This window comes from Desulfuromonas sp., from assembly GCA_002869615.1.
In the GTDB taxonomy this organism is placed as follows: domain Bacteria; phylum Desulfobacterota; class Desulfuromonadia; order Desulfuromonadales; family UBA2294; genus BM707.
Genome location: PKUH01000117.1, coordinates 1 through 18,057 on the forward strand (window position 1 = coordinate 1; position 18,057 = coordinate 18,057).

Consider the following 18,057-nt stretch of genomic DNA (forward strand, 5'->3'; position numbering starts at 1 on the left):
CCAGATCGAGCCGCCGCCGAAGATCGGGACCAGGCTGAATACCGAGTTCATCAAGGGGATGGGCAACCTCGGCGACAAGTTCGTCATCATCCTCGATATTAACCGGGTGTTCTCGGCCGATGATCTCGAATTCGCCCGGGATCTTGGCGAAGAGGCCGAAGAAGGGACAGCCCAAGAAAAATAATAAAATTGAGCGGGCTGGCATGAACGGTTATGAGGTCCCAACCTCCGACCTCCTTCCCCAACCCTTCTGCCAGGCTCGAAGCGGGGCTGATCTACCAACCGGATCAGCCCTTTTTATTGGTTCTTCGCAGATTTGAGTAATACAACGTTAGACTCCTCCTTCAGCTGGCTCAGTACAGGCAAAAAAAGTCAGGAGTCGGTCGTGCGCTACCGGCGACCTTGGTTGGTTTCGTTGGATGGAGACACTACCCGAAGGGCAGGGAGGTGTCTCTGGAGACTAAAGATCTTAGAACCGCCGGGTCCCGGCCCGGCAGCCGGGTTCATATCTTTATTAAGCGATAAAGAAACGAACCAAAGAAACCGCTCCCTTGCAGGGGCTTTTTGTGCGGCTTGAATTGTTTCTGTTCAATTGTGTTGCCGGAGGGTTTGCCTTGAGGCAAACACAATACGTCTCCGTGGCAGTTGCGGTTGGGCTACGGTTCAGTGGTCGCGCTGGCGGAAGCGACCTCAAGAGCAACGGGGGTGGTTCAAAATCATCGATGGATTCCCCCTTCGGCTACTTCGGCGAGCTCAGTACAAGATAGCTCAGGACAGGCGATCAGAGTCTGGAGATCATTCTTAGAGCAAACCCCGGCGGCCAGAAGATCCTGCTGCAAAACCGCCTGCCGATAGTTTTCGGGCCAGGGATGAAGATCGCCGATATCCATAACAAGAGGTTACCAAATAAAAAGAGAACGGGAACACTTTGATGGCGTCGATGGGGAGGTTTTGAGCATTTGCTCTTCTTGCAGAAAACAACATATTAGCTTAGAGTTGTTCATGGAACTTACCTGACCTTGGAAGTCAATCTATAAGGAGGGCCTTCACATGCATGTTTTCATAAGAGATTGTCAGAAAGTTGAAGAACTGGCGAGCCAGATATATAAGTCATTGGCTACGAACGACTCTTATCCGAATGAATTGCGTGAAGCCTTTACCAGGCTCAGCAAAGAAGAAGAAAATCACAGCCGAAATCTCGAGTTGCTTTTGCAGCTGCGTAAAGAAGAAATCAGTAACTTTAAAATTACCTGGGACAAAACATACTCAGCAATGAGACTTGCCGAAAAGTTTCTAGCAATGGTTGATGAAGAAGAGCTGGATCAGGGACGTGCTTTAACCATGGCTTTAGAAATGGAGAAAAACTTCATGCAAGTCCACGCCCATAATGTTCTGGAGTTTAACAATCCGCAAATATCGGCCGTTTTCGAAGAGTTGTGGAAAGAAGATCTAGCTCATTGTGATACCCTGAGAAAACACCTTGAGCAGTGCAGCTGACCAATCAAATAAAGATCAACTCTCGCAGTCGCCAGAAGTTGACAAACAGTGATGCTCGCTCTTGGGCGGGAATACACAAAAAGCATGCAACATGCGGCAGAAACCTTGGGCTGACCGGTCAACATGCCAACACTGCCCCTGACATCCTGGCATTGCAATCAGGCTGGAGTCGCACATGAAACGCATACGCTATGTCAGTTCAATGGCAAAACCCTTCACTGAAGATGAAGTTCAAAAACTTGTCGAGCTGGCCCAGAAGCACAACAAGCAAAAAGGGATTACCGGCATGCTGGTCGCTGCCGGCAACAAATTCTACCAGTTGATCGAAGGACCAGGCGGCGCGATCGACGCTTTATATAAACGGATTGAAAAAGACCCACGCCATACGGACGTAAAACTTCTGTCGGCAGAGAGTGGCGACATGGATCGCTTATACCCCAACTGGTCAATGCTTAAAGTTGACCTCTCTCTTGTCGAGCATGAGAAACTTGCACCGATACAAACACTTCTGAACAAGGCTGTTTCACAACGTGAATTGCTTGATGATGCGCTAAGCACCCTCGAGGAGTGTATCTGTAGAGTATTCACAGATGACGAAACGGCTGAAGATGACAATTGAACGGCAAACGAGAACGAAATCCATTCAAAGATGGAAAATCTTACTTCAAGAAGGAACAACCCTTTTCTTATTAATTCCAGATATCTTTAGTGATACCTGCCAGGGCAAGGTCGATACCAGTCGCAGCGGGTCAACGGCAATCCACTCGGTCGGCGGCCCGATTTCGCCAGCAGACTCTGATAGATACCGATGCGGCCCGTCTTGAATCCGTAGGCCGAGCCGGCCATGTAGATGCGCCAGACCCGGTATGTGACCGGATCGGTCAACTCAATCGCCCTCTCGCGGTTCGCCTCGAGTCGATCAACCCAATGGCGCAGGGTCATGGCATAGTGCTCGCGCAGGCTTTCGACATCCCGAACCTCGAAGCCGCTCTGTTCGGCAGCGCGCAGGGAGGTGCTGATCGGCAGCAAATCGCCGTCCGGAAAGACGTATTTGTCGATGAAGGACGGTCCGCCGCTCTCTGATCCCGTCATTGCCTCGGTGATGCCGTGATTGAGAAAAACGCCGCCCGGTTTCAGAAGATGGTAGGCCTTGTCGAAGTAATCCGGCAACCTGGTTTCGCCGACATGTTCGAACATGCCAACGCTGACCGCCTTGTCGAACTGTCGGTCCGCCGGCACATCGCGATAGTCGCAGACCTCGGCCCGGCAGCGCTCATCCAGACCCGCTTCACGAATGCGCTCGTTGGCGAGTTCGGCCTGGGGCGCGCTCAGGGTAATGCCGAGCGCTTCGACCCCGTAGTTCCGGGCGGCGTGCATAATCAGGCCGCCCCAGCCGCAGCCAATATCGAGCAACTTCTCGCCTTTACTCAGGCGCAGTTTGCGGCAGATATAATCGAGCTTGCGCTCCTGGGCCTCGTCGAGGCTGTCGTCCGGGCTGTGAAACAGGGCGCAGGAGTAGATCATCCGCTGGTCAAGCCAAAGCTTATAGAACGCGTTGGAGACATCGTAATGGTACCTGACCGCATCGGCGTCCCGCTCCTTTGAATGGGCTTCGCCCTGCAGCCGCGCGGCGGATCGGCTATTGCCCCCGGCAGACTTCTTCGGCAGCCGCAGCAGCTTGCGGGCCAGCTTCAGCTTTTCCAGCGGGCGACAGTCTCGCTCCAGCAAATAATCGGCGAGTTCGAAACTAGCCTCGAGATCTCCCTCGATATCGAAATCATCGTAAATGAACGATTCGCCGAGTGAGAGTTCGCTCGGACGCCAGAACATGTTGCGCAGCGCCGCCGGGTGCTTCATCTTCAGGGTGAAACGAGGCGGCCGATCATCGCTCCACCACTCGCTGCCGTCCCAGAGCCTGACCGAGAATGGTTCGATCCGGGCTTCGTTGAACACCCTTTCGAAAAATTCGATTCCCTGCTGCGCCTCCGATTCCTCCGCCGAGACCTTCCGACCGACCAGCCCCTTCATCGCCAGAACTCCTTTCTTATCAGCTAACTATCTAACAAATAAAACATTTCACAAGAATTTCAAGTCTCGACCTGCCAGGAATGCAACAACCTGCTGAGCGGATACTCCCCGGAACCTGCCCTTTATGATCGGAACGGACTGAAATCATTCCACTTTCTGTTAGCCCGGGAATAAGTGATTCTTTTGTCATCTGAAGCGACTCATCAGAAAAATAGCAGCGGCGGCGATAATAACCTGCCCGTTTTTCCGGACTAAGCCAGATCAGACAAAAAAAGAGGGCGGAATTAAATTCCGCCCTCTTTTGCCATTTGCAAGCTGCTCTTGAAAATTCTTACTTTTCTTCGTCTTTCTTGGCCGGAGCTTTCTTGGCCGGAGCCTTCTTCGCCGGTGCCTTCTTGGCGGCCGGTTTCTTTTCGGCATCATCCTTCTTGGCCGCTGCCTTTTTTGCCGGAGCCTTTTTAGCGGCCGGTTTCTTCTCGGCGTCATCTTTCTTCGCCGCAGCTTTTTTGGCCGGAGCCTTTTTCGCCGCCGGTTTCTTTTCAGCGTCGTCCTTCTTGGCCGCAGTTTTCTTTGCCGGAGCCTTCTTGGCGGCTGCTTTTTTGGCCGGAGCTTTCTCCTCCGTGACGACCTGCTTTACTTCGAGATCTTCAACCGGTTTTTCTTCAACTTTAACTTCCTGCACCGGTGCTTCTTCGACCTTCTTTTTGCGGGTCGTGGTCTTCGGCTTCTCTTCAGTCGGAGCGGCAGCCCTGACCGCCGGCCTCGACTTCTCGACCTTGATCTTGCGACCGGAAGCGGTTAATTCTTCACGCCGCCGCACCTTCAACCTCTTGTTGCGGCGCTGACGGCGGCGTTTAAATTCTTTTCTGCGTTCACTGAGTCCCATAGATAAACCCTCCAAAACTGTAATGGATTATCATTCTAGCCGAAGATGCCAACATCACCAAATACTTTTCCCGAAAAACTCCGTTTCTGGACAATATTTGCCGCTTTCATGTATATTTATGCGATACAATAGTGTTCAGACACAAATATCCGGAGAAAACAGCATGCGAAAATATTAGACAGCCCTGATGTTCTTTTATATCGGCATAACCCTTATCCTCACGTCCTGTGGTGGTGGAGGTAGCGGTGGTGGCGGCACATCGCCGGCGCCGCCGATCAACATGGGCACAGCGATTAACAAGTTTTACGATGGCGACCTGACCAGTTTCTCCTCTGTTTCCTATACATTCGATGTTGCACCCAATACCGAGGGGACCTATATCTCTGTTGAACTTTACGGCATCCGTCTGAACCAGTCAGCCTGGAATATTGCAGGTGGGACTTTCAACGCACCGGCAGTCGAACTCTCCCGGGTAACCTTTCCGGACCAAGGGCTGCTGAAACACCAGCTTAATGATACCATCGCAAATTTCTGGTTTTTCGGTTATCGCGATACCGAGATTCCTCTGTACTATTTGCCGGCAAGCGCAGTACCAATCACCTACCAGGTGACTGTCAGACGACAGAGTGCCGCAGCGAAAGGCGCCCCGTTCAAATTGAGGGTTAATACCGTTGATATGGAAACTCAGTTTGGGCCAATCCAGAATGAAGTTGAACTCGATTCGGGCAACCAGAATGACAACCTGCTTCAACTTACGAATGAGGATGAAATCCTTCGAGATAATCCGGGCCCAGAATTCGATGAAATCATCTCAGGGCTGTTTAAAAATAACGACCCCGATTTTTACTACATTGATATTACCGCGACTGCCGGCAATCCGGTCCTTTCTTGCTTTGAAATCTTTGCACAACGCAACGGCATGATGGACGAACAAATTTCCCCGGACTATCCCGACCCGGAGCTCCATCTTTACGGGCCCGATACTTCTTCATACCCTGCAGTCAATCTTGTTGACGACTATCTCTACACCGACCCGAAAATCTGCCGGAAAGTAACTGCGGACAACCGGTATGCGGTCGAGGTAACCGAAACACCGTCTAATCCGGAAACCGACACAAAATACCTGCTTGCATACACCGAGGAAAGGTTTACATCGATCGTTCCCGAAGTAGCCAGCAGCTTGGCATCACCGCAAGCAATAAGCTACGGAGACCTGGTCGAAGGAACATTAAGCCCAGCCTCGACCGAGACGCACTGGTATTCCTTTACGGCAGAACCGGGCGACATGATTCTGATCCGCCAATTCGACAAATTACTGGCTGAGGATTCAGACGATTTAATCAAGATACAACTGCACGCCCCTGACTCGATCAATACGACGGAAGACCCGATTCCGTTCGATGGCCCTTTTAATGATCGTAGCGTCTCCGCAGCAAATCTCGACATGTCGACCCGCAGCATTCTTTTCCAGAGTTCGACCGCAGCCGATTACCGGATCAAGGTCCAAGAGGACAGCGATCAATTGACTCCTCCAGCATCGATTGATTACTCCTTCCATATCCAGAAGCTGAAAGCGTCGGACCTTGAGACCGAACCGAACGATACACTCCCGGCCAACACGCCGAGCACATTCCTCGTGGACGCAGCCAACGATGTCGCAACAGCTTCCGGTGAAATCAGCTCGGCTCTCGATGTTGATATCTTCGAACTGGATGCGACCGATCTGAGCGACATGAACATCACGGCCGGTGACATGGTCATCGTCCATATCTATGCGACCGATGACTTTGACCTAAAGGCGAATGACAACGCCGGTTGGGGATCACAGCTCGAACCAAAAATGACCGTCCTGGATGACGCTTCGGCCGCCCTCACTTCAGCGTCGTATGTCACCGACACCACGAGCGAAGCGACCGCTGAGGGGATGCGCGACCCCTTGCCGACCTTCTCGGTTGCCTTCGAAGCAACCGCCTCGACGTTTTACCGGGTTCTAGTTGAAGTCAGCGGAACATGGTTGCCACCTGGAACGTTCTTAAGTGGGACACCAAAAGCCAACTCATATCTGGTTGAAGTCGTCAACCTAGGCCAATAGACAAAAAAGGCGGAGCCACTAACGGCTCCGCCTTTAAACTTCATCCTGCATTAATCTCCCTAGTTGGCCAGCAAATCATACGATTGCGAAGCCTTGCCATCCGGGTTGATCACCTTGAGTGTCATGTCGCGCTGCTGACCACTCAGGGGGAACCTGAAATAAATCAGGGTATTGCAATCCTCGTAAAAGAGGTAGTCCTCATTCTCCTGGTCGACCAGGCTGTTCGGACTGGTGCGCCGCCCCTTGCCCCACACCACCTTCTGCCGTGGCGGGACACCGATCAGTCCCGGTGGCGCTTCTGTTACCAGGAGGGTCGACTGCTGAAAGAAATTACCGCCCTTGATTACCAGCTCATAATGATTGGTGTAGGAATCGCCGACGCTCACTTCGTTGATAACCGGCACATTGTTGACATAGAGTGAAAACGGCACCGATTTACTGCCGGCCGGATTGACCACCTGAATTCCATGGGTTCCGACGCGCAGGGGCGAGGCATCAAAAGTGATCTGCTCTTGACTGATGACGCTCGATTCGACCAGGGAACCATCGACAAGCAGGCGGCTCACCTGCAGGAAATTCCGGCCGAGAACACTGATCTCTTTTTCGATATCTTCTGCACATTCAGCGATAATTGAAGGGCTGAGTGAATCGATCATCGGCACCGGCTCGGCAATCGTTAACCGGAAGCTGCTCGTGCGGATGTTGCCTTCATCGAGGAATAGCAGCGAATATTCACCCGCCGGGATGTTCGGAACCTGGTAGAAGATAACGCCGGCGTCATCTTGCAGGGGGACCAGAGTCTGATTGCCGATAATCAGCCGCGGCGGCTGCTGCGCATCGCGGAAGGTGACGAATAAATTATCGCCGGGAGAAATACGGTTCGGACTGACTGAGTTGATTTCGATTGCCAGCGCCAGGTTGGCGCTCAGCAACATGAAGGTCATGGTGAGTAATAAAAGATAATTTCGCGGCATGGCAGCTCTCTTTCTGTTCGGTTGTTGATATCATTCTATCAGAGTGACAACCGTGTTCAATCTAGCGCCCTTCAGCCGGCTCAGGACAGGCAAGATGGATGGGGACACTGCTAGTTGGGGACACTACCCGCATTTCGATGGATGGGGACACTACCCGCATTTCAGGGAAGTGTCCCCTGACCAGAAGACATGAAAACCGCGCGGTCGCGGCCGCGCACTCCGCCATACTCTTTTATTGAGCCATAAAAGAGTATGCAGAAAACGGCTCCCTTGCCGGGGGCTTTTTGTGCGGCCTGAATTGTTTCTGTTCAACGGTGCTGTCAGGGAGTTTGCCTTGAGGCAAACGCAGTTCGTCGTTGTGGCGGTTGCGGTCGGGCTACGGTTCGGTAATCGCGCTGACAGGGGCGACCTCAAGAGCAACGGGGGTGAATCAAAATCATCAATCGGCTCCCAAACGGAGTGAAAAGTTGGTGGGGACACTACCCGAAGTCCAGCGAAGTGTCCCCGTGAATTCGGATAAGTACGATGAATCACAAAAAAGGGAGCATCAATCGATGCTCCCCGAATCGCTTCAATCTTTGGCTCAACTTACAACATTGATTGGCTCGCCATCGATAAACGCCTTGATATTTTCCACGGCAATCGCCAGCAGACGCATCCGCGCTTCGCGGGTTGCCCAGGCGATATGCGGCGTGACAAAACAGTTGGTGGCGCCGATCAAAGGATGATGGGTGCGCGGCGGCTCCTCGGAGAGCACATCGATCCCGGCGCCGGCGATCTGCTTGGCATCGAGCGCGTCGGAGAGCGCCCACTCGTCGACCAGTTGGCCTCGACCGGTGTTGATCAGAATCGCCGATTTTTTCATCAGGGTGATCCGTTCCTCGTTGACCAGGTTCTCGGTCTCCGGGGTCAGGGGGCAATGCAGGCTGATCACATCCGACTGCCCGAAAAGGTTGTCGAGATCAATAAATCGAACGGTCGTATCCCGCTGGTACTTCTCGGGATTTGCGGTATAGACGAGAATATTCATCCCGAAGGACCGCGCGACCTGGGCAACGCGGCGGCCGATGGTGCCGTAGCCGACAATCCCCATCGTCTTCCCTTCAAGCTCGAGCAGCGGCATCGCGGTGAACGAGAAGTCGGGACACTCTTCCCAGCGCCCTTTGCGCACCAGTTTATCGTGCAGGGCGACCTTCTGGGTCAGCTCGAGCAGCAGGGCGAACACCATCTGCACGACCGATGAGGTACTGTAGGCCGGCACGTTGGTGACAACGATACCCTTGGCCCGGGCCGCCTCGAGATCGACGACATTGTAGCCGGTCGCCAACACCCCGATATATTTCAGATTCGGTAATGCGTTGATAATCTCGGCATCGAGAACGGTCTTGTTGGTCAGGACGATAACATCGGCGGTGCCGATCCGCTGCAGGACATCTTCCTGATCGGTCCGATCATGGATTTCGCATTCGCCAAGCCTCATCAGTGGATCCATGTCGAGATCACCCGGATTCATGGTGTAGCCATCGAGCACGACTATTCGCATTTTTTATCCCTTGAAAATTATCCTGTTGAAATTTCGCTTCAAATAACTGATCACAAGAACTATAGCGAACCCTGGACCAGAGTCCACTTGCAACTCAATATTCACTTCTGAAAAAACAAGCCCCCGACGCGTGTCGGGGGCTTATCCTGATCTTTATTCATCGATCAGCGCCGCGTGGGCAGCAGCCAGTCGGGCGATCGGCACCCGGTACGGTGAGCATGAAACATAATCAAGGCCGGCCTTGTGGCAGAAGATGACACTCGATGGTTCACCACCATGTTCACCACAGATGCCGAGCTTGATGTCGGGGCGGGTTTCGCGTCCCCGTTCACAACCGATCTTGACCAGTTCACCGACGCCATCCTGATCGATGGCAACAAACGGATCGTTCGGATAGATCTCCTTGTCGACATAAAACGGCAGGAACTTGCCGGCGTCGTCACGCGACAGACCGTAGGTTGTCTGGGTCAGGTCATTGGTACCGAACGAGAAGAAGTCGGCTTCTTCGGCGATAGCATTGGCGGTCAGGGCGGCGCGCGGCAGCTCGATCATGGTGCCGATCAGATACTCGACTTCGACCCCGTACTCGGCAATGACCGCATCGGCGATGCGGATGGCGTTGGCCCGCAGGATCCCCAGCTCCCGGACCTCGCTGACCAGCGGAATCATGATTTCCGGTACGATATCGTAGCCGTCATCCTTGATCAGCTGGCAGGCCGCTTCCATGATGGCGCGGACCTGCATGTTGTAAATCTCGGGAAAGGTGACGGCGAGGCGGCAGCCGCGATGACCGAGCATTGGATTGAACTCGTGCAGCGATTCAACCTTGGCTTTCAGGGTCGAAGCTTCAACGCCAACATCCTTGGCCAGCGCCTCGATTTCATCATCGCTGTGCGGCAAAAACTCGTGCAGCGGCGGATCAAGCAAACGGATGGTGACCGGCAACCCCTTCATCACCTGGAACAGACCATGGAAATCGCTGCGCTGCATCGGCAGAATCTTGTCGAGGGCCCGCTTGCGACCATCGACATCGGCGGCGAGAATCATCTCGCGGACGGCCATAATCCGATCGCCCTCGAAGAACATGTGTTCGGTCCGGCAGAGGCCGATCCCTTCCGCTCCGAAATCACGGGCCACCTGGGAATCGGTCGGCGTATCGGCATTGGTCCGGACTTTCATCCTGCGGTATTCGTCGACCCAGGTCATCAGGGTTTCAAAGTCACCGGTCAGCTCCGGCTTGACCGTCGGCACTTCGCCCTTGATAACTTCACCGGTGGCACCATCCAGGGTGATGACATCGCCCTTCTTGAACACCTCGCCGGACGGCGTGATGAACTGCTGATCGGTATAGCTGACCTTGATGTCACCGCAGCCGGCGACACAGCACTTGCCCATGCCGCGGGCGACCACCGCCGCATGCGAGGTCATGCCGCCACGGGCGGTCAGAATCCCCTGGGCCGCGTGCATGCCGTGAATATCTTCCGGCGAGGTCTCGATCCGGGTCAGGATCACCTTGTGCCCGATCTTCGCCGCTTCTTCGGCCTCGTCGGCCGAAAAGACAATCTCGCCGCTGACCGCACCGGGGGAAGCCGGCAGGCCCTTGGCGACAACATTTTTCTCGGCGTTCGGATCGAGCGACGGATGCAGCAGTTGATCGAGCTGGTTCGGCTCGACCCGCATCACCGCTTCTTTTTTGGTAATTAACCCTTCCTCGACCATATCGACAGCAACTTTGATCGCCGCCTTGGCGGTGCGCTTGCCGTTGCGGGTCTGCAGCATGTAGAGTTTGTTCTTCTCGATGGTGAACTCGATATCCTGCATATCACGGTAGTGCTTCTCAAGGGTTTCCTGAACCTTCATCAACTGGCCGAAACATTCCGGCAGCAGCTCCTCCATCGAGCCGGCACCCTGCTCCTGCAGCACCGGCTGCGGCGTCCGGATGCCGGCGACGACATCCTCGCCCTGGGCGTTGATCAAAAACTCGCCGTAGAACTTCTTTTCACCGGTCGACGGGTTCCGGGTAAAGGCGACGCCGGTAGCGCAGTCGTCACCCATGTTGCCGAAGACCATCGATTGCACGTTGACCGCGGTCCCCCACTCGGCCGGGATATTATTGAGCTTGCGGTAGGTGATGGCGCGGGTGTTCATCCAGGAATCGAAAACGGCGCTGACGGCTCCCCAGAGCTGTTCCTTCGGATCGGTCGGGAAATCCTTGCCGATTTCTTCCTTGACCTTGATCTTGAACTGGAAGACCAGGTCCTTGAGATCTTCGGCGGAGAGAGCCGTATCCTCTTCGACGCCCTTCTCATGCTTCATCTTCTCGAGAAGATCCTCGAGGATTTCTCCATTCATCCCCATGACGACGTTGGTATACATCTGGATAAACCGGCGGTAGGAATCGTAGGCGAAGCGCTCGTCGCCGCTCTGGGCGATGACCCCCTTGACGGTCTGATCGTTCAGCCCGAGGTTGAGCACGGTATCCATCATCCCCGGCATCGAGGCCCGCGCCCCGGAGCGGACTGAAACCAGCAGCGGATTGCTGGCGTCGCCGAACTTTTTACCCATCAGCTTTTCAACCCGGCCGAGATTCTCCTCGACCTCGGCCGCGAGCGTCTCCGGGTATTTCTTGTCGTTGTCGTAATAGGTCGTACAGACTTCGGTGGTGATGGTGAAACCAGCCGGAACCGGCAGGCCGATTGATGTCATTTCTGCCAGGTTGGCACCCTTGCCACCGAGCAGATTCTTCATGTCCCCGCGTCCCTCGGAGATTCCGTCCCCGAAGAAATACACAAATTTGGCCATCAAACTCCTCCTCAAAAGTTAATGCCGGAGCCCCCGTGCTCCGTTTAGATTGACAAACCCCGAAACAACAATTAGCAAAAAACTTCTTAGCGGAGAGCCGCTGAGATGGAGAGAAAACCTTTAAAAGCTTAAAAAAATCCGGTTTTGTTTCTCTCCGACTCTGCCTCTCTCCATCTCTCCGTTAGAAGATCTTTCCTGCTTCAATAAAACAGCCGACTGTGATCAGTCGGCTATTCTGGTAAAGTCTGCGATGTCTTCGAACAGGCGCGCAATTGCGGTCAGCAATGCCAGCCGGTTGTTCTTGATGTTTTCATCATCGGCCATGACCATGACCCCTTCGAAGAAGGCATCGACATAGTCGCGGAGCGGCACGATGGTCTGTAAAGCACTGACATAGTCGCCTTGATGGCGAAACTTTTCGATCTTGTCGCCGACCTGGAGGAAGGCGGAGTAGAGGGCATCTTCGTACGGTCCCTCGAACAGCTGCTTGTCGACCGGCTGGTTGACACCGCCTTTGATAATATTGGCAACCCGCTTGAACGTCGCCGCCAGGTATTCGAATTCGCCCTGTTCTTTCAGCTTCGCCAGCGCCCTGATCCGCTCCGTCGCATCGTTCGGGTCATCGAACGAGGCCGAAAGCACGGCATCGACCAGATCGGCCGGATAGTCCTGCGAGGTCAGCATGTTGACAAAACGGAGGCGGATGAACTCGATCACCTCGGCCCGGACCTCTTCGACCGGCCGGGTCAGCTTATCCTTGAGCTGGGCCAGGGCATCGTCAACCAGACCCGGAATCGAAATATTGAACTTGCGATCGAGGATGATGTTCAAAATACCGATTGCACTGCGCCGCAGGGCAAAGGGATCGGCCGAGCCGGTCGGAATCAGGCCGACGCCGAAACAGCCGCAGATCGAATCGATCTTGTCGGCGATCGAGACAAAGGCCCCGATATTATCGGACGGCAGTTCGCCACCCGCTTCGATCGGCAGATAGTGTTCATGAATTGCCACGGCGACGCGGGGATCTTCGCCATCGATCTTGGCGTACTCACGCCCCATGATCCCCTGCAGCTCCGGAAACTCGTAGACCATGCCGGTCTCAAGATCACACTTGCTGAGCAGGGCCGCCCGCTCGGTTTCGGCCTTGACCGACGGATCGAGCTGCTTCGCCAGGCCGACCGCGAGCTCTTTAAAGCGCATCACCTTCTCGTAGCTGGTGCCGAGCTTCTTCTGGTAGACCACCGACTTGAGGGCCTCGAGGCGGCTTTCGAGACTGACCTTCTGGTCTTCCGTCCAGAAGAACATGGCATCGGCCAGGCGGGCCCGGATGACCCGCTCATTCCCCTTGACGACAACCGCCGGATCGTCGACGCGCGTATTGGAAACAGTGATGAAGTGCGGCATCAGGTTGCCGTTCTTGTCGACAACCGTAAAGTAGCGCTGATGCTCGCGCATGCTGGTGATCAGCAATTCGCGCGGCAGTTGCAGATATTCTTCTTCGAAGGTGCCGACCAGCGGGGTCGGGTCCTCGACCAGGTAAGTGACCTCTTCGAGCAACCCTTCATCTTCATTCAGGCTGCCGCCAACCGATGTCGCTGCTTCGGCAATCCCTTTGCCGATTGCGCTTTTGCGTTTTTCCGGATCGGCGGTAACATAGTGGCGGTCACACTGGTCTTCGTAATTTTCGGCGTTCTGGATGATCATCGTTTCCGGCGCCATGAAGCGGTGCCCGCGCGAGAGGTTGCCGCTTTCGAGATTGCCGAAGGTAAACGGAACCACCTCGCCATTGAACAGCGCAACAATCCAGTGCATCGGCCGGGCGAAGCGGACATCGAGATCCTTCCAGCGCATCGACTTCTTGAATGAAATATTGCCGATCAGGCGCGGCAGAATCTCGGGGAGGAGTTCCCTGGTCGGCTTCCCCTTCTCCTCCTTCTCGACCGATACGTATTCCCCTTTATCGGTCTCGACGATTTTCAGGTCGGAGACGTCGACGCCCTGGCCGCGGGCAAAGCCTTCACCGGCCCTGGTCGGATTGCCATCGGCATCAAAAGCAACTTTCTTTGCCGGACCCATCGCCTTGATCCGGACATCCGGCTGCTGTTCCGACAGATCGGCTACGGCAATCGCCAGGCGTCGCGGCGTCGCAAAGGTTTTGATCTCACCTAACTCGATTCTGGCATTTGCCAGCTCCTTGCGGATCAGCCCTTCCATATCCTTCAGGGCCTTCGGGATGAACCCGGCCGGAATCTCTTCGGTTCCTATTTCAAGGAATAATTCCTTTGTCATTTCAGTTACTCCAATTACGTTAACGCCCGTTCGCACTGCTCACTCAAGACGCAAAGTCGGCAAAGTAGAGTCAGGAAACTGCCGAGGCAGTTTTAACCACTTTTTCTCGTCCGGGTTTGTTAAATAATAAATTAATTCTCTTCTCTGCGCCCTTGCGTCTTTGCGTTCAATGCAGCCTTGTCTCAGATTACTTCTTCAACAACGGAAAACCCATCTTCTCCCGTTGGGCGACATACCCCTCGGCGCAGAGGCGGGCGAGATTGCGCACACGCCCGATATAGTTGGCCCGCTCGGTCACCGAAATGGCGCCGCGGGCATCCAGCAGGTTGAACGAATGCGAGCATTTCAGAACAAAGTCGTAGGCCGGAAAGACCAGCTCCTTTTCGGCCAGCCGCTTGCACTCCTCTTCGTACATGTCGAAGAGGTTGGTCAGCATGTCGGTGTCGGCTTCCTCGAAGTTGTAGTGCGAGAATTCAACTTCGGTCTGGTGATGGATGTCGCCGTACTTGATCCCGTCGACCCACTCCAGATCGTAGACATTATCGACCCCCTGGATGTACATGGCGATCCGCTCAATGCCATAGGTCAGCTCGCCGGAGACCGGCTTGAGATCGATGCCGCCGCACTGCTGGAAATAGGTAAACTGGGTGATCTCCATACCGTCGAGCCAGACCTCCCAGCCGAGACCCCAGGCGCCGAGAGTCGGCGATTCCCAGTCGTCTTCGACGAAACGGATGTCGTGCTTGCTCGAATCGATACCGAAGCTCTTCAGCGAGTCGAGATAGAGCTCCTGGATATCGAGCGGCGACGGCTTGAGAATAACCTGGAACTGATAGTAGTGCTGCAGGCGATTCGGGTTCTCGCCATAGCGACCATCGGTCGGCCGGCGCGACGGTTCAACGTAAGCGACTTTCCACGGCTCCGGGCCGAGTGAACGCAAAAACGTCGCCGGATGGAAAGTCCCGGCCCCTTTTTCCATATCGTAAGGCTGCTGGATAACGCATCCTTTTTTCGCCCAGTAGTTCTGTAGTGCGAGAATTAAATCCTGAAATGTCACGGTGCCTCCGGATGGGACCCGGCAGGTGCGCCGGCCCCTATTTACAAATGTATACTGTATACAATCATCGGTCTGTTTTTAAAGAGTGAATTCTAGCGCCTTCACGCGCAAACTGTCAAGGCAGATTCTCGGGATCTCAGGGCGTCTCAGCCGGTTTCTGGCGATCAGACTCGGCCAGCAGTTGATCAAGAAAAGGAAGTGATCGCAACGGCCTGTTCAAATGGACTTTTATGGCGCTCGAAATCGCCGCGCCGCCCTCGCGCAGAGTCAGGGGGCTGAGATGGATATCGGCAAAATTATCTTCCGGACTGTGCAGGATTTTCGCCAGCGACCCGAGGGTCATCCGGGCCAGTCGGATCCGGTCATACGAAGTAGCACAGCCGGCGCAGAGCGAACCGCCACGACCGGCATTGAATGCCACTTTTTCCGCTGGCAGGTCATTGTCGCATTCCGAGCAGTGCAGCAGGTGGGGAACGTAGCCGACCTGGTTCAGCAGTCGCAATTCGAAGAGCAGCCGCGCTTCCGGCGTGGTGCCGTTAGCGGCGAGATGGTCGAGGAACGATTTCAGCAGCGCGAACGTTTCCGGATGGCCGGGGTCATCGCCGATCAGCTCTTCGACCAGCTCGCAGCCGTAACCGGCCAGCGCCACCGCTTCAAGATCGTTACGCAGGCCGGTGCGGAGATCGACCAGTTCAACCTCGCGCAAAGAGAGCAGCTCGCCCGATTTCGGTTGAGTCCAGTGAATCCGCACCTGGGCGAACAGCTCCAGCCCCGGCCCGAACCGTTTCCGGCTTTTTTTCGCACCACGGGCAAAGCCTTTGCGCAGCCCGAGATCGGGCGTAAAAAAGGTAACGATCCGGTCCGATTCGCCATAATCGAGATGGCGCAGGATGATCGCGTCTGAGAGGTGTTGCTGCATAGGGAAAAGGATACAGCAGTCGGTCTCCTGAAAACAGGAAAATGATTATGTTTGTTGCAGGGGCTTATTAAAGGTTCTTCGCAGACAGGAGTGAATACAACACCAGACTCCCCCTTCAGCTGGCTCAGGACACGCAAGATGGATGGGGACACTTCCCGAATTACAGGGAAGTGTCCCGGAGTACAAAGTGTCCCCCGAATTACCGGGGGGACAGCAAAGAGTCCCCTGAAGACAGGAAGAACCGCGCGGTCGCGGCCGCCACTCCGCCATACTCTTTTATTGAGCCATAAAAGAGTATGCAGAAAACGGCTCCCTTGCCGGGGGCTTTCTGTGCAACTGGGTTTGTTTCTGTTCAACTTTACTGCCAGGGAGTTTGCCTTGAGGCAAACACAGCTCGTCGCTGTGGCGGTTGCGGTCGGGCTGCGGTTCAGTGATCGTGCTGACAGGTGCGACCTCAAGAGCTCCACGGGTGAGTCAAGAGCTTTGTTTTTAAAGTATTGAGACTTTTCCTGTTTTTCTCTGACAGCTGACAGCTTAAAACTTACNAATCCGGCGTTCAGGTAACGCCAGTGACTGACGGATTGAAATCTGCGCAGTGAGGGAACCCGCATCATTAGGGCGGACTTGCTGGCGTGTCATTCTTTTGCTTACTTTTCTTGGACAAGCCCTTCGGCTGGCTCAGGACAGGCAAGAAAAGTAAGGAGCACGCCGGGCGATACCGGCGACCTTTGGGTTGGACGGGGATACTACCCGAAGTCCAGGGAAGTGTCCCCCCTGAAGGCAGAAAACAGAATACTTAAGGCAGGAGAACCGCGCGGTCGCGGCCGCGCACTCCGCCATACTCTTTTATTGAGCCATAAAAGAGTACGCAGAAAACGGCTCCCTTGCCGGGGGCTTTCTATGCAACTGGGTTTGTTTCTGTTCAACTTTGCTGCCAGGGAGTTTGCCTTGAGGCAAACGCAGTTCTCGTTGTGGCGGTTGCTGTTGGGCTGCGGTTTAGTGAACGCGGTGCCAAAGGGCGGCCTCAAGAGCTCCACGGGTGAGTCAAGAGCTTTGTTTTTAAAGTATTGAGACTTTTCCTGTTTTTCTCTGACAGCTGACAGCTTAAAACTTACAGCTGCCTTATATGTAAGCCCGCCGGGCGATACCGCCGAAAGTCAATCTCTAAACCGCTTCCGGTGGCCCCGACATCAGCTCGACCTGAACATCCATGCTTGACAGGATACCGGTCCCGAACTGGTGGAAGACCGAGACATCGGCCGCATCGCGGCCAAAAGCAATAGTGATCCGGCGCCCGACCGCCTGCCTCTGGGTCGGGTCGAAGGTGTACCACTGGCCGCCGACAAAGACCTCGTACCAGGCATGCATATCCATCGGCTCAAGCCCGTACAGGTAGCCGACCACCAACCGCGCCGGCATACTGATACTACGGCACAATGCGATGCCAAGGTGAGCCAGGTCGCGACAGACGCCTTCACCTCTGGCCGAGACTTCCGTTGCCGAAATCGGAACATTGCTCGAACCCGGAACGTAACGGACCTGGTTCATGATCCATTCTTCGATGCGGGCGACCTGGTCATAGCCGGGACGGGCCCCGCCGACAATCTCCAACGCCTGGTTGGCCATGCGGTCCGATTCACAGTAGCGGCTTGGCAGCAGGTAGGGAAGAACCGATTCGGGCAGGTGCTGAATCTCGACGAAATCAGCGCCGGTCGATGTGTCCAGGTAGTCATTGACCAGCACCTCGACCGTGGTGTTGATCGAAAAATCGCCGGACGGGGTCATCAGCCGCTGACAAAGGTTGCCGAACAGATCGGTATATTCGAGTACCGGCACCGACGGGTTCATGATGTATGACTCGCGACCGATCCACTGCCGTTCGCTGCTGCGCGGACGCAGCATCAGAATGAGCGGCGTCGAAGGTTGAATCTCGAAGTTGAGGGTACAGCTCGCTTTGATCCAGGACATTT

General features: G+C 54.8%; 13 protein-coding genes. 4 read left to right on the forward strand and 9 right to left on the reverse strand.

Translation table 11 applies throughout. From position 1 onward, the window contains the following. The 3 genes from C0623_14410 to C0623_14420 form a co-directional block, all read left to right on the forward strand. The coding region (locus tag C0623_14410; protein ID PLX97783.1) for a hypothetical protein at positions 1-184 on the forward strand (184 nt) is incomplete at its 5' end. Between the two features lie 866 nt (positions 185-1,050). Then, complete coding sequence (locus C0623_14415) at positions 1,051-1,497, forward strand: hypothetical protein (protein PLX97784.1); 447 nt, start codon at positions 1,051-1,053, stop codon at positions 1,495-1,497. Positions 1,498-1,672: 175 nt separating this feature from the next. Beyond that, positions 1,673-2,116 (forward strand): hypothetical protein, encoded by a 444-nt coding sequence (locus C0623_14420; protein ID PLX97785.1) that lies wholly within the window; start codon positions 1,673-1,675, stop codon positions 2,114-2,116. A gap of 86 nt (positions 2,117-2,202) precedes the next feature. Here the strand turns inward: C0623_14420 and C0623_14425 are convergent, their stop codons facing one another. After that, complete coding sequence (locus C0623_14425; protein PLX97786.1) at positions 2,203-3,525, reverse strand: class I SAM-dependent methyltransferase; 1,323 nt, start codon at positions 3,523-3,525, stop codon at positions 2,203-2,205. Between the two features lie 331 nt (positions 3,526-3,856). Then, entirely contained in the window at positions 3,857-4,207 is a 351-nt protein-coding gene (locus C0623_14430) for a hypothetical protein (GenBank protein ID PLX97820.1), read from the reverse strand. Between the two features lie 391 nt (positions 4,208-4,598). Here C0623_14430 and C0623_14435 point away from each other — a divergent pair, with 391 nt between their 5' ends. Beyond that, positions 4,599-6,503: a hypothetical protein gene (locus C0623_14435; protein PLX97787.1), complete on the forward strand. Its 1,905-nt coding sequence runs from the start codon at positions 4,599-4,601 to the stop codon at positions 6,501-6,503. Between the two features lie 59 nt (positions 6,504-6,562). On the opposite strand, the gene C0623_14440 is transcribed toward C0623_14435, so the two are convergent. The 7 genes from C0623_14440 to C0623_14470 form a co-directional block, all read right to left on the reverse strand. Next, positions 6,563-7,477 carry a hypothetical protein gene (locus C0623_14440; protein ID PLX97788.1) on the reverse strand — a complete coding sequence of 305 codons (915 nt, stop codon included), beginning with the start codon at positions 7,475-7,477 and terminating at the stop codon, positions 6,563-6,565. Between the two features lie 583 nt (positions 7,478-8,060). Further along, positions 8,061-9,020 carry a glycerate dehydrogenase gene (locus C0623_14445; protein PLX97789.1) on the reverse strand — a complete coding sequence of 320 codons (960 nt, stop codon included), beginning with the start codon at positions 9,018-9,020 and terminating at the stop codon, positions 8,061-8,063. A 153-nt stretch (positions 9,021-9,173) separates the two neighbouring features. After that, positions 9,174-11,825 carry a pyruvate, phosphate dikinase gene (locus C0623_14450; protein PLX97790.1) on the reverse strand — a complete coding sequence of 884 codons (2,652 nt, stop codon included), beginning with the start codon at positions 11,823-11,825 and terminating at the stop codon, positions 9,174-9,176. Between the two features lie 219 nt (positions 11,826-12,044). Continuing rightward, positions 12,045-14,111, reverse strand: coding sequence for a glycine--tRNA ligase subunit beta (locus tag C0623_14455; GenBank protein PLX97791.1), 2,067 nt, complete (start codon positions 14,109-14,111; stop codon positions 12,045-12,047). A gap of 187 nt (positions 14,112-14,298) precedes the next feature. Beyond that, positions 14,299-15,168, reverse strand: a complete 870-nt coding sequence (gene glyQ / locus C0623_14460) for a glycine--tRNA ligase subunit alpha (protein ID PLX97792.1) — start codon at positions 15,166-15,168, stop codon at positions 14,299-14,301. Positions 15,169-15,304: 136 nt separating this feature from the next. After that, positions 15,305-16,087, reverse strand: a complete 783-nt coding sequence (gene recO, locus C0623_14465; GenBank protein PLX97793.1) for a DNA repair protein RecO — start codon at positions 16,085-16,087, stop codon at positions 15,305-15,307. 1,164 nt (positions 16,088-17,251) lie between these two features. Continuing rightward, positions 17,252-18,055 (reverse strand): cysteine protease, encoded by an 804-nt coding sequence (locus tag C0623_14470; protein PLX97794.1) that lies wholly within the window; start codon positions 18,053-18,055, stop codon positions 17,252-17,254. Positions 18,056-18,057 lie beyond the last annotated feature (2 nt).